This window comes from Sorangium sp. So ce185, assembly GCF_051526825.1.
GTDB lineage: Bacteria > Myxococcota_A > Polyangia > Polyangiales > Polyangiaceae > Sorangium > Sorangium cellulosum_D.
On record NZ_CP150316.1, the window covers coordinates 5,658,347 to 5,675,346 of the forward strand.

Annotated in this window: 13 protein-coding genes; 10 read left to right on the forward strand and 3 right to left on the reverse strand. The window is 73.7% G+C overall.

The features are described from left to right. The first annotated feature begins 460 nt into the window (after nt 1–460). From WMF26_RS20740 to WMF26_RS20765, 6 genes are all read left to right on the forward strand, one after another. Entirely contained in the window at nt 461–826 is a 366-nt protein-coding gene (locus WMF26_RS20740) for a glutaredoxin (RefSeq protein ID WP_438001745.1), read from the forward strand. Between the two features lie 253 nt (nt 827–1,079). Then, on the forward strand, nt 1,080–2,000 hold the full coding sequence (locus WMF26_RS20745) for an ABC transporter permease (RefSeq protein WP_438001746.1): 921 nt from the start codon (nt 1,080–1,082) through the stop codon (nt 1,998–2,000). A 2-nt stretch (nt 2,001–2,002) separates the two neighbouring features. Continuing rightward, entirely contained in the window at nt 2,003–3,076 is a 1,074-nt protein-coding gene (locus tag WMF26_RS20750) for an ABC transporter permease (protein WP_438001747.1), read from the forward strand. 31 nt (nt 3,077–3,107) lie between these two features. After that, on the forward strand, nt 3,108–4,121 hold the full coding sequence (locus WMF26_RS20755; protein WP_438001748.1) for an ABC transporter ATP-binding protein: 1,014 nt from the start codon (nt 3,108–3,110) through the stop codon (nt 4,119–4,121). After that, complete coding sequence (locus WMF26_RS20760) at nt 4,118–5,134, forward strand: ABC transporter ATP-binding protein (protein ID WP_437338802.1); 1,017 nt, start codon at nt 4,118–4,120, stop codon at nt 5,132–5,134. The genes WMF26_RS20755 and WMF26_RS20760 overlap by 4 nt, the downstream gene beginning before the upstream one ends. Before the next feature lie 125 nt (nt 5,135–5,259). Then, a complete protein-coding gene (locus WMF26_RS20765) occupies nt 5,260–6,768 on the forward strand; it encodes a hypothetical protein (RefSeq protein WP_438001749.1) in 1,509 nt (502 codons plus the stop codon). A 186-nt stretch (nt 6,769–6,954) separates the two neighbouring features. Here WMF26_RS20765 and WMF26_RS20770 read toward each other — a convergent pair whose 3' ends face one another. Next, nucleotides 6,955–7,707 (reverse strand): hypothetical protein, encoded by a 753-nt coding sequence (locus WMF26_RS20770; RefSeq protein WP_438001750.1) that lies wholly within the window; start codon nt 7,705–7,707, stop codon nt 6,955–6,957. Between the two features lie 169 nt (nt 7,708–7,876). Here WMF26_RS20770 and WMF26_RS20775 point away from each other — a divergent pair, with 169 nt between their 5' ends. Together WMF26_RS20775 and WMF26_RS20780 are read left to right on the forward strand one after the other, a co-directional pair. After that, nucleotides 7,877–8,227: a BolA family protein gene (locus tag WMF26_RS20775; RefSeq protein ID WP_044988516.1), complete on the forward strand. Its 351-nt coding sequence runs from the start codon at nt 7,877–7,879 to the stop codon at nt 8,225–8,227. A 14-nt stretch (nt 8,228–8,241) separates the two neighbouring features. Then, a complete protein-coding gene (locus WMF26_RS20780; RefSeq protein ID WP_437321083.1) occupies nt 8,242–9,054 on the forward strand; it encodes a metallophosphoesterase family protein in 813 nt (270 codons plus the stop codon). 99 nt (nt 9,055–9,153) lie between these two features. Here WMF26_RS20780 and WMF26_RS20785 read toward each other — a convergent pair whose 3' ends face one another. Next, nucleotides 9,154–10,365, reverse strand: coding sequence for an Rpn family recombination-promoting nuclease/putative transposase (locus WMF26_RS20785; protein WP_438001751.1), 1,212 nt, complete (start codon nt 10,363–10,365; stop codon nt 9,154–9,156). 230 nt (nt 10,366–10,595) lie between these two features. After that, nucleotides 10,596–11,039: a CBS domain-containing protein gene (locus WMF26_RS20790; RefSeq protein ID WP_437321085.1), complete on the reverse strand. Its 444-nt coding sequence runs from the start codon at nt 11,037–11,039 to the stop codon at nt 10,596–10,598. Between the two features lie 692 nt (nt 11,040–11,731). On the opposite strand from WMF26_RS20790, the gene WMF26_RS20795 reads away from it, so the two are divergent. Beyond that, entirely contained in the window at nt 11,732–12,559 is an 828-nt protein-coding gene (locus WMF26_RS20795) for a hypothetical protein (RefSeq protein ID WP_438001752.1), read from the forward strand. A 1-nt stretch (nt 12,560) separates the two neighbouring features. Further along, nucleotides 12,561–16,595, forward strand: a complete 4,035-nt coding sequence (locus WMF26_RS20800) for a serine/threonine-protein kinase (RefSeq protein ID WP_438001753.1) — start codon at nt 12,561–12,563, stop codon at nt 16,593–16,595. Nucleotides 16,596–17,000 lie beyond the last annotated feature (405 nt).

Consider the following 17,000-nt stretch of genomic DNA (forward strand, 5'->3'; position numbering starts at 1 on the left):
TCACCCCGGGTCACGAGTATGCCGAGCACCAGATCCGGCGGAAGCTCTACGGCCTCCGGTCCGACGAGGAGCTCGCCGCGCACTACCGGAGCTTCGCGCGCGAGGCGCTGCACCGCGGCTTCACCAGCCTGCAGGACATCGCGGTCGGCCTCCCGCACGGCCGCGCCCTCGCCGTCCTGGAGGCGGCGGATCTCCCGATCCGCGTCCGCTCCATCTGCGCGCCGCTCTCCCTCGACGAGGGCTGCGAGCCCGGGCGAGGCGGGCCCGGATCGAAGGTCCGCGCGTCTCTCTCGCGAGGAGATGGTGGGCACGACCAGCGAGCTCACGATGGTCGGCGGCGAGATCGTGTGGGCGTCCGGGGCGCTCGCGCTGGACGGCGAGGCGCCGTAACGCGTTCTGGCGCGAGGTTGACCGCTCGCCCTCCGCGCCGGTAGGCTGCCGGCGCGGAGGTGCTCATCTCATGTCCGAACGTCCCACGCTCGCTCCCGAGAAGGTTTCCGACACGGTGAAGTCGCAGGTCGCGAGCCTTCATCGATCCATCGTGGACGAGGTCGCCGGCGCCGTGAGCCGCGACCGGGTGGTCGTCGTCGGGATGGCCCAGAATCCCTTCGTGAAGAAGGCGCGGCAGCTGCTCGATGGAGAGGGCGTGACATATACTTACCTGGAATATGGGAGTTACCTCTCCAAGTGGAAGGAGCGGCTCGCCATCAAGCTCTGGGCCGGCTTTCCGACGTTCCCCATGGTGTTCGTCGACGGGGTCCTCGAGGGCGGCTACGCGGAGCTCGTGAAGCTCCGCGATCAGGGCAAGCTCAAGAAGCAACCGTGAGCGGGCGCGGATAAACGCCGCCGACGGCCGGCGCCCCCAGCGCGCAGGCCGCCTCGGCCGCGGCAGCGCCGCGCGAAACGCCGCGCCGGCCAGCGATTCCGTGATATGCGGGAAGACGCGGCGCGCCCTCGCGGCCGTCGCCGCGCTGAAGGAAGGCAGCACGGAGGCACCTCGTGACATCGCTCGGGATCCACGCAAGGCGGCGGCATGACGAGGCGAGCGGCGCGGCACGACGGCCGGCAGGCGGCGCGCCGTGAGCACCTACGCCATCAAGCGGCTGCTCTCGATCATCCCCACGCTCTTCATCGTCGCCACCCTGGTGTTCATCCTGGTGCGCATCGTGCCGGGCGGCCCGTTCGATCAGGAGCGGGCCGTGCCCGTCGAGGTCCAGCGGCAGCTCGACGCCAAGTACCACCTGAACGATCCGGTGCTGAAGCAGTATGGCGACTGGCTCTTTGCGCTCGTCACGCGAGGCGACCTGGGCCCGACGTTCAAGTACCCGAACCGCACCGTCAACGAGATCATCGCCCTCAGCCTGCCCGTGTCGATGCAGCTCGGGTTCTGGGCGATGCTCTTCGCCCTGGCGATGGGCATCCCGCTCGGCATCGTCGGCGCCATCCGCCAGAACACCTGGAAGGACACGGCGGCCATGGGGGTCGCCATGGTCGGCCTCAGCGTGCCGCGGTACGTGCTCGCGCCGCTGCTCATGCTCGTCTTCTCGCTCAAGCTCTACTGGTTCCCCGTGGCCCGCTGGGAGACGTGGCGGCACATGGTGCTCCCGGTCATCTGCGCCGGATTGCCGGTGGCCGCCTACATCGCCCGGCTGACGCGCGGCGGGATGCTCGAGGTGATCCGCTCCGACTTCATCCGGACCGCCCGCGCCAAGGGGCTGTCCGAGCGCAAGGTCATCCTGAAGCACGCGCTCCGGGGCGGTCTGCTCCCGGTCGTGAGCTTCCTCGGCCCCGGCTTCAGCGGCCTGCTCGTCGGCTCCCTCGTCGTCGAGAAGATCTTCAACATCCCCGGCATGGGCCGCTACTTCGTCGAGGCGGCCACGAACCGCGATTACAACCTCGTGATGGGGGTCATGCTCGTCTACGGCTTCCTGCTCATGCTCTTCAACGCGCTCGTCGACGTGGCGTACGCCTTCATCGACCCGCGCGTGGAGCTGCGCTGACCATGCCCGCCGCCCCCCCGCCGCCCGCCGCAGAGGCCGCCGCTGCCGGCGCCTCGCCCGCCGCGCCCGGCGACCTGCCCGCCGTCCCCGGCGGCGCGGCGCCGCGCCCCGCAGGCCCGCTGCGGCTCGACGCCCTCGAGCAGGGGTCGAGCCTCGGGCGCGACGCGTGGCGGCGGCTCCGCAAGAACCGCGCGGCGGTCGTGTGCGGCGCCGTGCTCCTCGCGATGATCCTCGCCTGCATCCTCGTCCCCGAGCTCTCCAGCTACAGGTACGACAAGGCTGACCTCAAGCTCGGCGCCCAGCCGCCGTCGCTCGCGCACTGGATGGGCACCGACTACTTCGGCCGCGACCTGATGGCCCGCGTCTTCTTCGGCGGGCGCATCTCGTTCGCCGTCGGCATCATCGCGACGCTCGTGAGCTTCGTCATCGGCGTGAGCTGGGGCGGCGTCGCCGGCTACTTCGGCGGCAAGGTCGACGCGATCATGATGCGCATCGTGGACGTGCTCTACACGTTCCCGTTCCTCATCCTCGTCATCCTGCTCATGGTCTTCTTCGCGAACGACCAGACGCCCCTCTACCGCGCCTGGAAGGTCGCGCTCGGCCTGTTCGTGCAGGATCCCTCGGATCCGAGCTATTTCCCCATCTTCCAGATCGTCGTCGTCTTCGCGGCCCTCGGCGGCATCTCGTGGCTCACGATGGCCCGCATCGTCCGCGGCCAGGTCATCGCGCTGCGCAGCCAGCCGTTCATCGAGTCGGCGCGCTCGATCGGCGTCGGCCACGCCGCGCTGATCTTCCGGCACCTCGTGCCGAACGCGCTCGGCCCGATCATCGTCTACACGACGCTCACCATCCCCGAGGTGATGATGACCGAGGCGTTCCTGAGCTTCCTCGGCCTCGGCACGCAGGAGCCGCTCTCGAGCTGGGGCCTGCTCGCGTCCACGGGCGCCGACGCGATGGACCTCTTCCCCTGGCAGCTCATCTTCCCGGCGCTGATGCTCGCGCTCACGCTGATCTGCTTCAACTTCCTCGGCGACGGCCTCCGCGACGCCCTCGATCCACGCATCCGAAAGGACTGAAGGGCTGCCGGCGCGCGCGCCCAGACGAACCATGCTGATCGAGGTCAACAACCTGAAGACCCACTTCTTCACCGAGGAGGGGGTGGTGCGCGCGGTCGACGGCATCTCCTTCAGCCTCGATCGCGGCGAGGTGCTCGGGATCGTCGGCGAGTCGGGCTCGGGCAAGAGCGTGACGAGCCTCTCGCTGCTCCGGCTCATCCCCGACCCGCCGGGGCGGATCGTCGGCGGCCAGATCCTGCTCGAGTCCGAGGGGGGCGTCGTCGAGGACCTCGTGGAGGCGAGCGAGGCGCGGATGGAGCGCATCCGCGGCGACCGGATCGCGATGATCTTCCAGGACCCGATGACGTCGCTGAACCCCTACCTCCGGGTGAGCGAGCAGCTCATCGAAGTGCTGGAGCTGCACCGCGGCATGGGGCGCGCCGAGGCCCGCCGGCGCAGCGTCGAGATGCTGCAGGCGGTGGGCATCCCCGCGGCGGCGTCGCGGATCGACGACTACCCGCACCAGCTCTCGGGCGGGATGCGGCAGCGCGTGATGATCGCCATGGCGCTGCTCTGCGACCCGGATCTGCTCATCGCCGACGAGCCGACGACGGCGCTCGACGTCACGATCCAGGCGCAGATCCTGGACCTCATCCGGGAGCGGAAGGAGGCGCTCGGCGCGGCGGTCCTGCTCATCACGCACGACCTCGGGGTCGTCGCGAAGATGGCCGATCGCGTCGCGGTCATGTACGCCGGGCGCATCGTCGAGGAAGGCCCGGTCGGCGCCATCTTCCATGCCCCGCGGCACCCGTACACGATCGGCCTGTCGCGGTCGATCCCGCGGATCGAGGGCCCGCGCGGCGCCGACCTCGTCCCCATCCCCGGGATGCCGCCGTCGCTCGCGCGCCTGCCGCCGGGCTGCCCGTTCCACCCGCGCTGCGCGCACGCCGTCGCCGCGTGCCGCGAGGAGGCGCCGCTGCCCCGGGTCGCCTCGGGCGAGGGGGACAGGAGGGCGCTGCACGTCGTGCGGTGCCATGTCGAGGACGTCGCCGGACGAGCGCCATGACCACACCCGCCACACCTCCGCCGCTGCTCTCGGTGCGCGATCTCAAGGTCCACTTCCCGGTGCGGCGCGGCCTGCTCCAGCGGCAGGTCGGCACGGTGCGCGCGGTCGACGGCGTCTCCTTCGACGTCGGCCGCGGCGCCACGCTCGGCCTCGTCGGCGAGTCCGGCTGCGGCAAGTCGACGACGGGGCGGGGCATCCTGCGCCTCGTCCCGCCCACGTCGGGGAGCGTGAAGATCGACGGCCGGGAGATCCTGACGCTCGAGCCGCGCGCGCTGCGCAAGGCCCGCCGCGAGATGCAGATGATCTTCCAGGACCCGTACGCGAGCCTGAACCCGCGCATGACGGTCCACGACCTCATCGCCGAGCCGCTCTTCACCCACGGCCTCGCCTCGTCGCGCGACGAATCGCTCCGCGAGGTGGCGCGCCTGATGGAGCTCGTGGGGCTCTCGCCCTCGTACATGCGCCGCTATCCGCACGAGTTCTCCGGCGGCCAGCGGCAGCGGATCGGCATCGCCCGCGCGCTCGCCCTGAAGCCGAAGCTCGTGATCGCGGACGAGCCGGTCAGCGCGCTCGACGTGAGCATCCAGGCGCAGATCGTCAACCTGCTCGCCTCGCTCCAGCGCGAGCTGTCCCTCACGTACGTGTTCGTGGCGCACGACCTCGCGGTGGTCCGCCACCTGTCAAGCGAGATCGCGGTGATGTACCTCGGCCGGATCGTCGAGCGCGCCCGCCCAGATGCACTATTCCGCTCACCGCAGCATCCGTACACGCAGGCGCTGCTATCGGCGATCCCGATCCCGGATCCCGACCAGGAGCGCAAGCGGCGTCGCCTGACGCTCGTCGGCGAAGTGCCGAGTCCGCTGAATCCGCCCTCAGGGTGCCATTTCCACACCCGCTGTCCGTATGCGATGGAGCGGTGCAGCATCGAGGCTCCTCCGCTGGAGGAGCGCCGTCCCGGTCACTGGGCAGCTTGCCACCTCACCGAGTTGCCCACCGCACCTACGCATCCGTGAAGTGATCCGGCGGAGCGCAGTTCCCCACATCGGTTGAGCTCGCTATCCAGACATGACGGGGAATGTCCGATGACAGGATTTTCCTGACCTCTGTTTGGGTCGAGGAGGTTAGGATCCTTGGACCGATGCCGCGAATTTCCGACGCCACGCTTCGCGCCCAGATCCCGACGGCCCTCCTCATCGGCGGCGATCAGGCGCTGCTAGAGCGCTGCCAGGCGGCAGCGATGGATGTGGGGATCGTCGTCAAGGCGTGCCCCGTATCGATGGCCGCGGCGCTGGCGGAGGAGCGCCGGCCGGTGGCCATCGTGGTCACGTCGTCGACCTACGCGCTGGCTCCCGACGGGTTCGAGGAGATCGCGCGCGAGGTGGTGAGCACGCTCGTGCGCGTCGACGAGACGCTGACGGACGACGAGCTCGGGGCGATGCTCGGCACGGCGGCGCGCGAGAGCCGCAAGCAGCGCTCGTGGCAGCACACGCCGGGGCGCTACTCGCTGACGCCCGCGGACGACGGCGCGGGGCCGCGCTCGGAGCGCTGGACCCTCGGGGCGATGACGGATGCGTCGTCGCGGCGCGACGCCGAGGCGACGCCGCTGCCGCGCTCCGGGCCGCGGAGCGCGGGCGCGCAGGATCTCGCGTTCCGCGAGCGCGTGGCGGCCGCCGTGGCCTCGCAGCGGCCGGAGCGCTTGGCGGCCGGGGGCCAGGGGGAGGCGTCGCACCGCCCGCTCGATCCGGCGGCGCCGCGCGCGGAGCGCCTGGGCGTGATGGCGTTGACGTCGCGCGCGCTGCCCTCGTCGCCGCCGGCGCCGACCGGCGTGGTGGTTGCGCGCCGGGACGCGTCGGTGCCGCCCGCGGGCAGGGCGGGCGCGTACGCGCGGCGGGACACGCCGATGCCGGGCTCGCAGCCGGCGGGCGGGTACGCGCGGCGGGATACGCCGGTGGCGGGCTCGCAGCTGGCCGCGACGTACGCGCGGGGCGCGACGCTGCCGGCCGCCGCGCATCCGCGGCGGGACACGCCGGCGCCGCTGTCGCGGCCGGCCGCCGCCTACCTGCGGCGCGAGGGGCAGCCGGGCGTCGCGGTGCCGCGGCGGGACACGCCGGCGCCGCTGTCGCAGCCGGCGGTGCCTGGCTCGTGGCAGGCGGCCGGGGCGTCGTCCCGGCGCGAGCCGCTGGCGCCGAGCTCGCGCCCGGCCGCGCCGAGCTCACGGCAGGCCGCGCCGAGCTCGCGGCCGGCCGGGGCGTCGTCCCGGCGCGAGCCGCTGGCGCCGAGCTCGCGGCCGGCCGCGCCGAGCTCGTGGCCGGCGGCGCCCTTGTCGCAGCCGGCGGTGCCGAGCTCGCGGCGGGAGGCGCAGCTCGCCGGGGCGCCTCTTCGGCAGGAGACGCCGGTGCCGGCCTCGCAGCGCGGAGCGGGGTACCCGCAGCCGGAGATCACGGCTGGGCAGGTGGGCGCGGCACCAGCGCAGCGAGAGGCGCTCGCGCCGGGTGCGCTGGAAGGTGAGGCCCACGGCAGCCATTCCACCCCGCCGCCGAGCTCACACCGGGCCCCGCCTTCCTCCCGCAGAGCTCAGTTCCACGTCGACATCGCGCTCCTGTTCGACGAGCGCGGCCTGCCGCGCGCCGATCCAGAGGCGAAATGATCGATCGGCCGGGCTGGACCGGCGCGGGGCAACAGCGAGCGGGCTAGGGCGCCCGGAGGAGAAGGGGCCAAGCGCCACGGCGCCCAGGAGAGGCGGCAGCGGCCGTGCGTCTCCGCGCTCCGGCGATGGGCACGTCGGGCTCTCCCGCCAGCGCGTCGGGTTCTCCCGCGCTCGCGAGAGGTCGCCTCAGCCGCCGCCCGAGCCGCCGTCACCGCCCGAGCCGCCGTCACCGCCCGAGCCGCCGCCACCACCATCGCCGCTCGAGCCACCGCCACCGTCGCCGCTGGCGCCGCCGTCACCGCCCGAGCCGCCGCCACCATCGCCGCTCGCGCCGCCGCCACCATCGCCGCTCGCGCCGCCGTCACCGCGCGAGCCACCGCCGCCGCCCGCGCCGCCGTCACCGCCCGAGCCGCCGCCGCCGCCGTCACCGCCCGCGCCGCCGCTGCCGTCGTCACACGATGGAGCGACGGTCAGCGACAAGCTCCGGGTGAGCGGCTCCTGCTTGCTCTCGCCGCCGAGGATCGGCTCGCCCGCGTCGCTCACGGCGGCGACGGTGATCTCGAGCTCACCGTAGCGTTCCTCGGGATCGAGCGCGCCGAGGCGCACGTCGATCACGCGGCCGGCCGCGGCGTTGTTCCTCTCGCCGCCGACGCTGAGCACGAGGTGCCCGCACTGCCGGTACGTCAGGCAGGTGCCGGGAGGGCGGAGGAGGAGCTCGGAGACCGTGACGCTGATCGGAACCGTCGGCACATCGTCGGACGAGGCGTCCGAGGGCTCCCCGATGGCGACGCAGGCGCCGTCCTTCGGGCTCACGATCTCGAGCTCTGGCACTCCGGTCGGGCCGGGGGCGGTCGATGTCTCATCGTCGCTGCAGCCGGAAGCGCCGGCGAGCCCGGCGACGAGGACGAGCGCGAGCCGCGCAACCATCGGAGATGCCATGCCGCGCGGTTTATCCGTTGGCGTGGCGCCGGGCAATCTCTTCGTCCACGGCGGCCATCTCGCGGCCCGCGGAGGGCCCTCCGGCCAGGGTCCCGGCGGGCGGGCGCCCCTCCGCGGCGGCGCTCATCGGGTGACCGGCGGCGCGGCCGAGGCTAAGCTTCGCGCGGCCATGACGACAGCGACGAGGCAGGAGTCGATCCAGAGCAAGCTCGCCCGCGCGCTCGAGCCCGTGCACCTCGAGGTGGAGAACGAGAGCCGCATGCACAGCGTGCCGGCGGGCTCGGAGACGCACTTCAAGGTGCTCGTGGTGAGCGAGGCGTTCCGGGGCCTGAGCCCCCTCGAGCGCCACCGGCGCGTCAACGAGGTCGTGCGCGAGGAGTTCGGCGCCGGGCTGCACGCCCTGACGATCCGCGCGATGACGCCGGACGAGTGGGAGCGGCAGGGGAGCGCGGGCTTCCGCTCGCCCGCGTGCCTGGGCGGCTCCAAGGGGACGCCGGATCCCGGCGCGGCGTCGAGCTGAGCGGCGAGGCGCGGATGGAGCTCGTCGTCGCGCTCGTCTCGGACCTGCACTTCGGCCCGCAGGCGTCGTTCGGGGGCAAGCTGCGCAAGCTCACGGGCGAGGCGCCCGCGCTGACGCGCGCCTTCGTGGAGCGGATGAACGAGGTCACGCGGCCCGACCTCGTCGTGAACCTGGGCGACGACATCGAGGACGAGGGGCCCGAGGCGGATCGGGCGCGTTACGGCGAGTGCATCGCGGCGCTCCGCGGCGTGCGGGCCGAGCTCTTTCACGTCGCCGGCAACCACGACGTGATCCACCTGAGCGAGGCCGAGCTGCTGTCCGCCTGGGGGAGGCCCGAGGTGACGCGGCTCCACTACTCGTTCGACCGCGGCGGGTACCACTTCACGGTCCTCCACACGCGCGAGCGCAAGGATCACGACGTGTCGGTGGGGCCCGAGCAGCTCGCCTGGCTCGCCGAGGATCTCGCGGGGACCTCGCTGCCCAAGGTCGTGCTGATGCACCACAGCGCGGCCGATCAGGATCTCCGGGGCAACCGTTGGTTCGAGGGGAGCCCGCACATCTGCCTCGTGCGCGAGCGGCGCGCGATGCGGAAGCTCTTCGAGGAGCACGGCGTCCTCGCGGTCTTCAACGGTCACCTGCACTGGAACCACCTCGACGTGATCCGCGGCATCCCGTACGTGACGCTCCAGAGCTTGATCGAGAACCTCGATGACGACGCGCCGGGCCGCCCCGCGGCCGCGCACGCCGTGGTGCGCCTCGGCCCGAAGCGCGTCGTGGTCGAGATCGAGGGCGCGGAGCGGGCGCGGTACCAGTTCGACCGGCGGTAGGGGGCGTCCGCCGGCGGCTCCGCGGGCGCTTCACCTGCGGCCGGGGGTGCGGCCGAGCGGGCGGCCGCCTCCGGGCGGGCGCGGCGACGTTTCCCCGGATCAGGCCCGCCGGGCGCGTTTGCGTGCCGCAGGGCGCCGCGCCGCTGCGGGGCGCTCGCCGTCCTCGGCGAGGACGTCCTCCGGCGTCGGGGCCGTGAGCACCCGCGTCGTCCAGGCGACGAGCGCCGCCTCGTCCGCGGCCAGGATCCGGGCGCTCACGTCGGCAGGCACCGCGCCGAACCGGGCCGCGAGCAGCTCCAGGAGCGTCTGTGCGCGTCCCTGCGTACGCCCCCTGCGCTCGCCCCTGCGTTCGCCTCTGCGTTCGATCTCGTCCAGCGCGTTCACGATGGCCTCCTGGGCCCGCGGGCCCGCCGCCTTTTCCAAGAGCCGACCGATCTTCCGCGCGCTGAAGCGCGCGTGCGTGGTCACAAGATAGCGCAAGAGCGCCTCCAGGGCAGCGAGCCCGCTCGGCGCCTGCAGCACCTCGTCCAGCGCGGCCGCGATGCGCCCGATCTCCCGCTCGAGCCGCGCGTCGTCGCCGGACACCGAGAGGCACCACAGCACCACCTTTCCCAGCGCCGTCAGCGCCTGCTCCACCAGATCGCCGGTGCGCCCGCCGCTCACGTCGATCAGGCGCAGCTCGAAGCGCGGCGTGTGCGGCAGGAGCGCCGCCCGCGCCGATCCATCGATCGCGACGATGTCCTCGAAGGCCCTGGCCGCCGTCCACCCCGTGTCGCTGTGGTGGACCAGCACCGGCATGACCGGCGGCAGCTTCTTCAGTCCCGGCTGTTCGCGGACGAGCTGCTCCCAGAGGCGCATCATGTACAGGCCCATGCGGAAGACCATCAGCGGCTCGACGTCGCGCTGCTGCTCGACGATCACGTGAAAGTACACCCGCCCCTCTCCGATCCTGGCGGAGAGCACGAGATCGCTATGGCGGCTGCGCAGCGCGCGGTCGACGAAGCTGCCCTTCTCGACGCGCAGCGTGCCCCATCGCACCGCGGCGACCAGCGGCGGCGGCAGCGCGGCCTTCAGCAGGCCGACGGCGTGCTCGCGCTGGGAGAAGGTCCACTGGAACAGCGCATCGTGGGGCGAGCTCAGCGCACGCTTCCGCGGCAACTTCGGCATGGGGCAACCCTCGATGACCGACGCGCAGGAGGCAAGCCTTCGGCAGAGAAGCCGGGGCGCACGCGATAGGATGCTTTTCAACGCACGAATAGCGTGAGAGCGAGTATGCCAGTTTCTGCGATCTCGCATCGCATTCGGCGGCAAACAGGAAGCATCCCGTGTAATGCACAAGGAAACTCAGCGCTTGCTGGAGAGGCCCCGATTCGTTCTGAAATCGCCCAACGTTCTCGAGGACGCCGGGGAGCCATCGGCTTCGACGCGCCGGTGCCGCTCGAGACCTCGAGGTGTCGGCACGCGTCCCAGCGAGCCATCCTGTGGCCACGTCGATGTGCTGGTGAGGACAGCGACCGGCTGCCCTCCGGGCGCCGGTCGCCTCAGGCAGAGGTCGGCGGGACCGGCAGCACCCGCTCCACGAGGTAGCGGAGGATGTCCTCGGGCGTGATGATCCCGACGAGCCGCCCCTCGCGCACGACCGGCAGATGGTGGATCCGGTTCTCGCGCAGCAGCGTCATCACCTCGTCGGTGGGCATGAACTCGTCCACGCAGATCGGCGGGGTGCTCATCACGTCCGCGGCCGTCATGCCCTCGTACTCCTCGCGCAGCAGCGCGCCCAGGAGATCCGTCTCGCTGACGAACCCGACGATGTGGTGCCCCTCGTCGATGACCGGCGCGCCGCTCAGGTTCTGCTTCGCGAACAGCTGCAGCATGTCGGTGACCGGCGTGCCCTGCTCCAAAGCGATCACGCGCTCGGTCATCAGATTGCGCGCATGGCCCTTCATGGTCTGCGGCATGTAATGATCGAGGCGCAGCGGCGTCAAGGGCGCATCGACGCACCGCGCCGAGCAGTCCGTCCCGCCGCCGTGCGCCCCCGCCCGCGGCGCGCCCCTCGATCGAGCGAACGCCGCGGACGGCCGCGCGCAGACAGGGCGCCCCCGGCCCGGACGAGCCAGCGCTGCCGTCGCCGCCCCGCGACCCCGCGCCCCCGGCGCGTCGACGCGGACCCAGGGAACGCCGGCCACGCAGGTCGGCAGACCACGATGTCCTCGTCCTCCGCCCCGGCGACGCCAGCGCGACTCTCGGCGCCGACGACGCCAGCGACGAGCGCCTCCGCGCTCCGCCCGGCAGGAGGGTGGCTGTCAGCGCCTCAGCGGCGCCTCCGCCGCTCATCGCGCCTCCGTCCCCGGTGGGAGCATCGCTGTCCGTGACGGCGTGGACAGAGCGGTGGTCTCGCCCCGACAGAGCGATACCTCCGCGACACAAAAAAAGAGCGTATTGCGTGCGCGTCGGTCTTTGCCACGCGGTTTATCAGTGACATCTTTCCACGTGTCGCTGTAGCGGAGATGACTCACGTCGGCCGCTCCGGCCTTGTAGACTTCTTCGCGGCTCGTGCATTTGAACCAAGATGTACGCACCGGCGTTCGATGCGAGCACCCGTGGTCCGCGTTCAGGCGCCGGTCGTTTCGGGAGCTCATGGGCGAAGAGCTCATGGGCATCCCAGGGGGCGTTAACCATGGAGCATTCGCCGAAGCTGGCTGCACTCGTCCTGGCCGTCGCCGCGCTCTGCACAGGCGCCTGCGCGGCCCCGCTCGACCCGGACCCCTCGGCCGAGGCCGAGGACGGCGACGCGTCCCAGGCCGTCGGGTCGAACAACGCGCTGACGTCGAACGCGCTGACGTCGAACGCGCTCACCGCCGAGGCGCTGACGTCGAAGGCGCTGACGTCGAACGCGCTCACCGCCGAGGCGCTCTCGGAAAACCCGCTCACGGCCGCGGCGCTCCGCGACCCGGCCGCGCGCACGGCGCTGAAGTACATCGCGAGCTGCGCGCTGCCGCGAGGCGAGCGCCTCGCCCTCACCATCGACGGCGACGAGCACTCCTTCCCGGGAGAGCTCGGCCTCGCGCCGCGCTGGGGAAAGGAGGGCGGATCCTGCGACGGCGCGTGCCGGAGCTGGGTCAGCGGCTGCGTCCTCGCCCGCGTCAACTACCTCGGAGAGCGGGTGAGGATCTCCCTCCGCGGCGATCGCGCGGAGCTCCTCGCCGACAAGGTCGAGCGCGCCGCGTTCCCCGTGCGGGAGGCGACGTACTACGGCGACATCTTCGCGGCGCGGCCCCTCTACCGCGCGTGCCTCCCGCAAGGCATCTCGGCCATCCCCCGCGTCTGCGGGCCGTCGCTCGAGACGTGCGCGATCGAGGTCGGCGGATCGTGCGAGCGCCTGTGCGACGCGCCGAGCAGCGACGGGAGCTTCCGGAACTGCCGCAGCACGGACCGCGGCCGCTCGGGCGAGCTCGCCGTCGAAGAGGTGCCGCACCCGGGCTCGGTCACCGTGTTCCTGCGCTGACGTGAGCCACGCGGAGGTCGTCGCAGGGCGCTTCGTCCTCGAGGGCGAGGCCGCCGCCGGAGGGATGGGCACCGTCTACAAGGCGCACGACCGCCTCGGCGGCGCGTCGGTCGCCCTCAAGATCGTCCGCCTGCGGAGCCCGATCCAGGTCGAGCGGTTCGAGCGGGAGGCCGCGCTCCTCGCCGCGCTCGTCCACCCGGGCATCGTGCGCTACGTCGCGCACGGCAGCACCCCGGAGGGCGACCGCTACCTCGCCATGGAGTGGCTCGACGGCGAGGACCTCGCCGCGCGCCTCGCCCGCCGCGTCCTGCCCGCGAGCGAGGGGCTCTCGCTCGTGCGCCGGGCCGCCGACGCCCTCGCGTTCGCGCACGCGCGCGGCATCGTCCACCGCGACATCAAGCCGAGCAACCTCTTCCTCCCCGGCGGCGACGCGGGGCGGGTCAAGCTCGTCGACTTCGGCATCGCGCGCCCCAGCGCGGACGCGGGGCGCGTGACCATCACCGGCGGCGTCCTCGGCACGCCCGGGTACATGGCCCCCGAGCAGGTCGAGGCCAGGAGCGCGCCCGATCCGCGCAGCGACGTGTTCTCCCTCGGGTGCGTCCTCTTCGAGTGCCTCACCGGCCAGCCCGCCTTCGCGGCCGCGAGCCCGATGGCCGCGCTCAGCAAGATGCTCCTCGAAGATCCGCCCCGCCTCCGCGACGCGCGCGCGGACGTGCCCGCGCCGCTTGACGAGCTCGTCGCGCGCATGCTGTCGAGGCAGCCCGGCGATCGCCCGCGCGACGGCGCCGAGGTCGCGGCGGAGATCGACCGGATCGCCGCGATGGCCGGCGCGTGGATCGCCCCGCCCGACGCGCCGACGCTGTCGGGGAGCGTGCCGCCCGGCGCGCCGACGCGCGCGGGGAGCGCGCGGGGCCGCGGCCCCGGCCCGCGCGAGCGCGCCGCCCTCACGCTGGACGAGCAGCGCGTCGCGAGCCTCGTCTTCCTCGGCGCGGCCGACCACGGCGCCGTCGCCGAGGTCGACCGCGGCGCCCTCGGCGAGGCCGGCTCGCCGCCCGCGTCGAGCTCGCGCGGCGCCGAGGTCCGCGCGCTCGTCGAGCTCCACGGCGGCAGGCTCACCCAGCTCGCCCCGGGCGTGGACCTCGTCGTGATGTCCGGCCCCGGCAGCGCCGTCGACCGCGCCGAGCGCGCCGCCCAGTGCGCGCTCGCCCTCCGCGCCGAGCTGCCGGGCGCGCCGCTCTGCGTCGTCACGGGGCGGGGCGTCTTCTCGGCGGGCGTCGCCGGGGGCGACGCCATCGACCGCGGCCTCGCCGAGCTCCGCGACGCGCGCGGCGCGGGCGGCGCGCGCGCCGTGCGCCTCGACCGCGCGACCGCCGACATGCTCGGGCCCCGCTTCGTCGTCGCGCGCCCCGCGCCGGGCGAGCCGCTCGTCCTCTCCGGCGAGCGCGCCGTGGATGAGATCGCCCCCGCGCTGCTCGGGAAGCGCACGCCCTGCGTCGGCCGCGCCCGCGAGCTCTCGATGCTCCACGGCGCGCTCTCCGGCTGCATCTCCGAGTCGCTCGCGAGCGCCGTGCTCGTCGTCGGGCCGCCCGGCGCCGGCAAGTCCCGGCTCCGCCTGGAGCTCTTCGCCGCCCTGCGGCAAGAGGACGAGCCGGTCGAGATCCTCTGGGGCCGCGCCGATTCGAGCTCCCCTGGCTCGCCGTTCGGCATGATCGCCGACGTCCTCTGCCGGGCCGCGGGCCTCCGCGAGCGCGACCCGAAGGCGGCGCGCCACCGCAAGCTGAAGCAGCGGCTCGGGCGCCACCTCGGCGGCCCGGCGCTCGAGCGCGCGGCGGCGTTCCTCGGCGAGATCGCCGGCGCGCCGTCGCCCGAGCACGCCCGGCTGCTGCGCGCCGCGCGCCAGAGCGCCGCGGGCGTGAGCGACGGCGTGTGGGCCGCGTGGGAGGACTGGCTCGCGGCCGAGTGCGCCGCGCGCCCGGTGCTCCTCGCGCTCGAGGACCTGCACTGGGGCGACGCCGCCACCGTGCGCCTGCTCGACGCGACCCTGCGGAACCTCCGCGAGCTGCCGCTCCTCGTGCTGGCGCTCGCGCGCCCCGACGTCCACCGGCAGTTCCCGAACCTCTGGGCCGAGCGCGAGGTGCAGACGATCAAGCTCGGACCGCTGCCGCGCCGCGCGGGCGCGGAGCTCGTGCGCGCGGCGCTCGGCGAGCCCGTGCCCGAGGGCGTGGTGGCGCACCTGGTCGAGCGCGCCGGCGGCAACCCGTTCTACCTCGAAGAGCTCATCCGGGCGGTCGCCAGCGGCAAGGGCGAGCTCCTGCCCGACTCGGTGCTCGGCACGGTCGAGGCGCGGCTCGACGCCGAGGGCAGCGAGGGCAAGCGCGTGCTCCGGGCGGCCAGCATCTTCGGCGATCGCTTCTCGAAGCGCGGCGTCGCGGCGCTGCTCGGCGGCGAGGAGCGCCTCGCCGACGTCGAGGCGTGGCTCCGGGCGCTCGCCGACCGCGAGCTCGTCGCGCCGGCCTCCGGGTCGGGGGGCCTCGCCGACGCCGCCGACCACGTCTTCCGCCACACGCTCGTCCGCGAGGCCGCCTACGCCATGCTGACCGAGCACGATCGCGCGCTCGGCCACCGGCTGGCGGGCGCGTGGCTCGAGCGGGGCGCGTCCGTGGATCCGCAGGTCGTGGCCGAGCACTTCCGGCGGGGCGGCGAGCCCGGCCGCGCGGTGCGCTGGTACCGGCGCGCGGCCGAGCAATCGCTCGAGGCGAACGACCTCTGCGCCGCGATCGAGCGCGCCGCGAGCGGCGAGGCGTGCGGCGCCGCGGGCGACGACCTCGGCGCGCTGCGGCTCGTCGCGGCCGAGGCCAAGGTCTGGGAGGGCGATCTCGCCGCCGCCGAGGCGCTGGGCGCGTCCGCGGCCGAGCTGCTCCCGGCCGGCTCCCCCGGGTGGTTCCGGGCCGTGACGCAGATCGCCGTCGCCGCGGGGAAGCTCGGCGCCGTCGACCGCGTGGCGGGGTGGGCCGCCATCGCCGAGGGCCTGTCCGCGGCGCGCGATCCCGCCGCGCCGCCGCCCCCGAGCGCGCCCGCGCCGCCGCCCTCCGGCGCGCCGGCGCTGCGGCGCGCGCGGATCGCGTGCTTCTGCGAGTGCGGCGCGCAGCTCGTGTTCGGCGGCCGCTACGCCGAGGCCGACGCCCTGCTCGCGCGCATCGACGAGGACCTCCGCGCGGCCCCGCCGCCCGACGCCGAGCTCGTCGCGATGGCGCAGCAGCTCCGCGCCATCCGCGCCTCGGCCGGCGGCGACCCCGAGGCCTGCCTCGAGGGCCTGGAGGCGGCGCTCGCCGCGTTCGAGCAGGCCGGGGACAGGCGCAACGCCTGCGTGATCCGCGCGAACGTCGGCTTCATCTACGCCGAGCTCGGCGAGCTCGAGGCGGCCGAGGCGGCCCTGCGCGCCGCCCTGGAGGCCGCCGATCGGATGGGGCTGCGCGAGCTCGCGACCGTGGCGCTGCACAACCTCGGCCACGTGCTCGGGCAGCTCGGCAAGCTCGACGAGGCGCAGCTCGTCGAGGGGCGCGCGGTGGAGGCGTTCCAGCAGCGGGGCGACCTGCGCATGGAGGGCGTGGCGCGCACGTACCTCGCGAAGATCGCGCTGCTCTCGGGCGACGCCGCGACCGCCGAGCGGGAGGCGAGCGCGGCCGAGGCGGCGCTGCGCGTGGCCCCGCGGCTGCGCGCGCCGGCCATGGCGGTGCGCGCGCGCGCGCTGCTCGCCGGCGGCCAGGTCGCGGCGGCCCTCGGCGCGGCGCGGGCGGCGTTCGGCGAGCTCGCGGCGCTCGGGTCCCTGGAAGAGGGCGAGTCGCTCGTGCGGCTCGCGTACGCCGAGGCGCTCGCGGCGTCCGGCGCGCACGCCGAGGCGGACGCCGTCCTCGCCGACGCCAGAGAGAGCCTGCTCGCGCGGGCCCAGCGCATCGCGGACCCACGGCGGCGCGAGCGGTTCCTGACCGCGGTGCCGGAGAACGCGCGCATCGTCCTGGGCGCCGCGTCGACCTAGCCGGCCTCGCGTCGCAGCGAGCCAGCCGGCCCGAGGGGTGCATTCACCCTCCGCCTCGCCCGCCCGTGCGCGTCCGCTTCCCGCGCGGATCGGCGCGACATGGACGGTTTGACGCGCGCGGCTCGTGGCCTGTCGCGTCGCCTGGACGAACGTGACCGGTGCGGGGCCGGACACCTGCCTGCCGATTGTCCAGGATGAGCGAGGTGCTTATTGCGCTGAGAGCCTGTGAGTTCTGCTTGATTCAAATTAAAAAAATACTCTATCAGAGGTGACAGGTGATCAGACGAGCTCATTCCTCCAACACGGGCGCTGTACTACCCACCACCGTCACACCTGCTCGAAATGGGCAGAGAGTCGAGAGAAAACGAGGGGCTGGGTGTCGAATGTGGATTGACGCATTGCGCT

Excerpts from the sequence above, each read along its gene's own strand:
- WMF26_RS20740 (WP_438001745.1), top strand. The coding sequence starts at position 461 with ATGTCCGAACGTCCCACGCTCGCTCCCGAGAAGGTTTCCGACACGGTG.
- WMF26_RS20750 (WP_438001747.1), top strand. The coding sequence starts at position 2,003 with ATGCCCGCCGCCCCCCCGCCGCCCGCCGCAGAGGCCGCCGCTGCCGGC.
- WMF26_RS20755 (WP_438001748.1), top strand. The coding sequence starts at position 3,108 with ATGCTGATCGAGGTCAACAACCTGAAGACCCACTTCTTCACCGAGGAG.
- WMF26_RS20760 (WP_437338802.1), top strand. The coding sequence starts at position 4,118 with ATGACCACACCCGCCACACCTCCGCCGCTGCTCTCGGTGCGCGATCTC.
- WMF26_RS20765 (WP_438001749.1), top strand. The coding sequence starts at position 5,260 with ATGCCGCGAATTTCCGACGCCACGCTTCGCGCCCAGATCCCGACGGCC.
- WMF26_RS20770 (WP_438001750.1), bottom strand. The coding sequence starts at position 7,707 with ATGGCATCTCCGATGGTTGCGCGGCTCGCGCTCGTCCTCGTCGCCGGG.
- WMF26_RS20775 (WP_044988516.1), top strand. The coding sequence starts at position 7,877 with ATGACGACAGCGACGAGGCAGGAGTCGATCCAGAGCAAGCTCGCCCGC.
- WMF26_RS20780 (WP_437321083.1), top strand. The coding sequence starts at position 8,242 with ATGGAGCTCGTCGTCGCGCTCGTCTCGGACCTGCACTTCGGCCCGCAG.
- WMF26_RS20795 (WP_438001752.1), top strand. The coding sequence starts at position 11,732 with ATGGAGCATTCGCCGAAGCTGGCTGCACTCGTCCTGGCCGTCGCCGCG.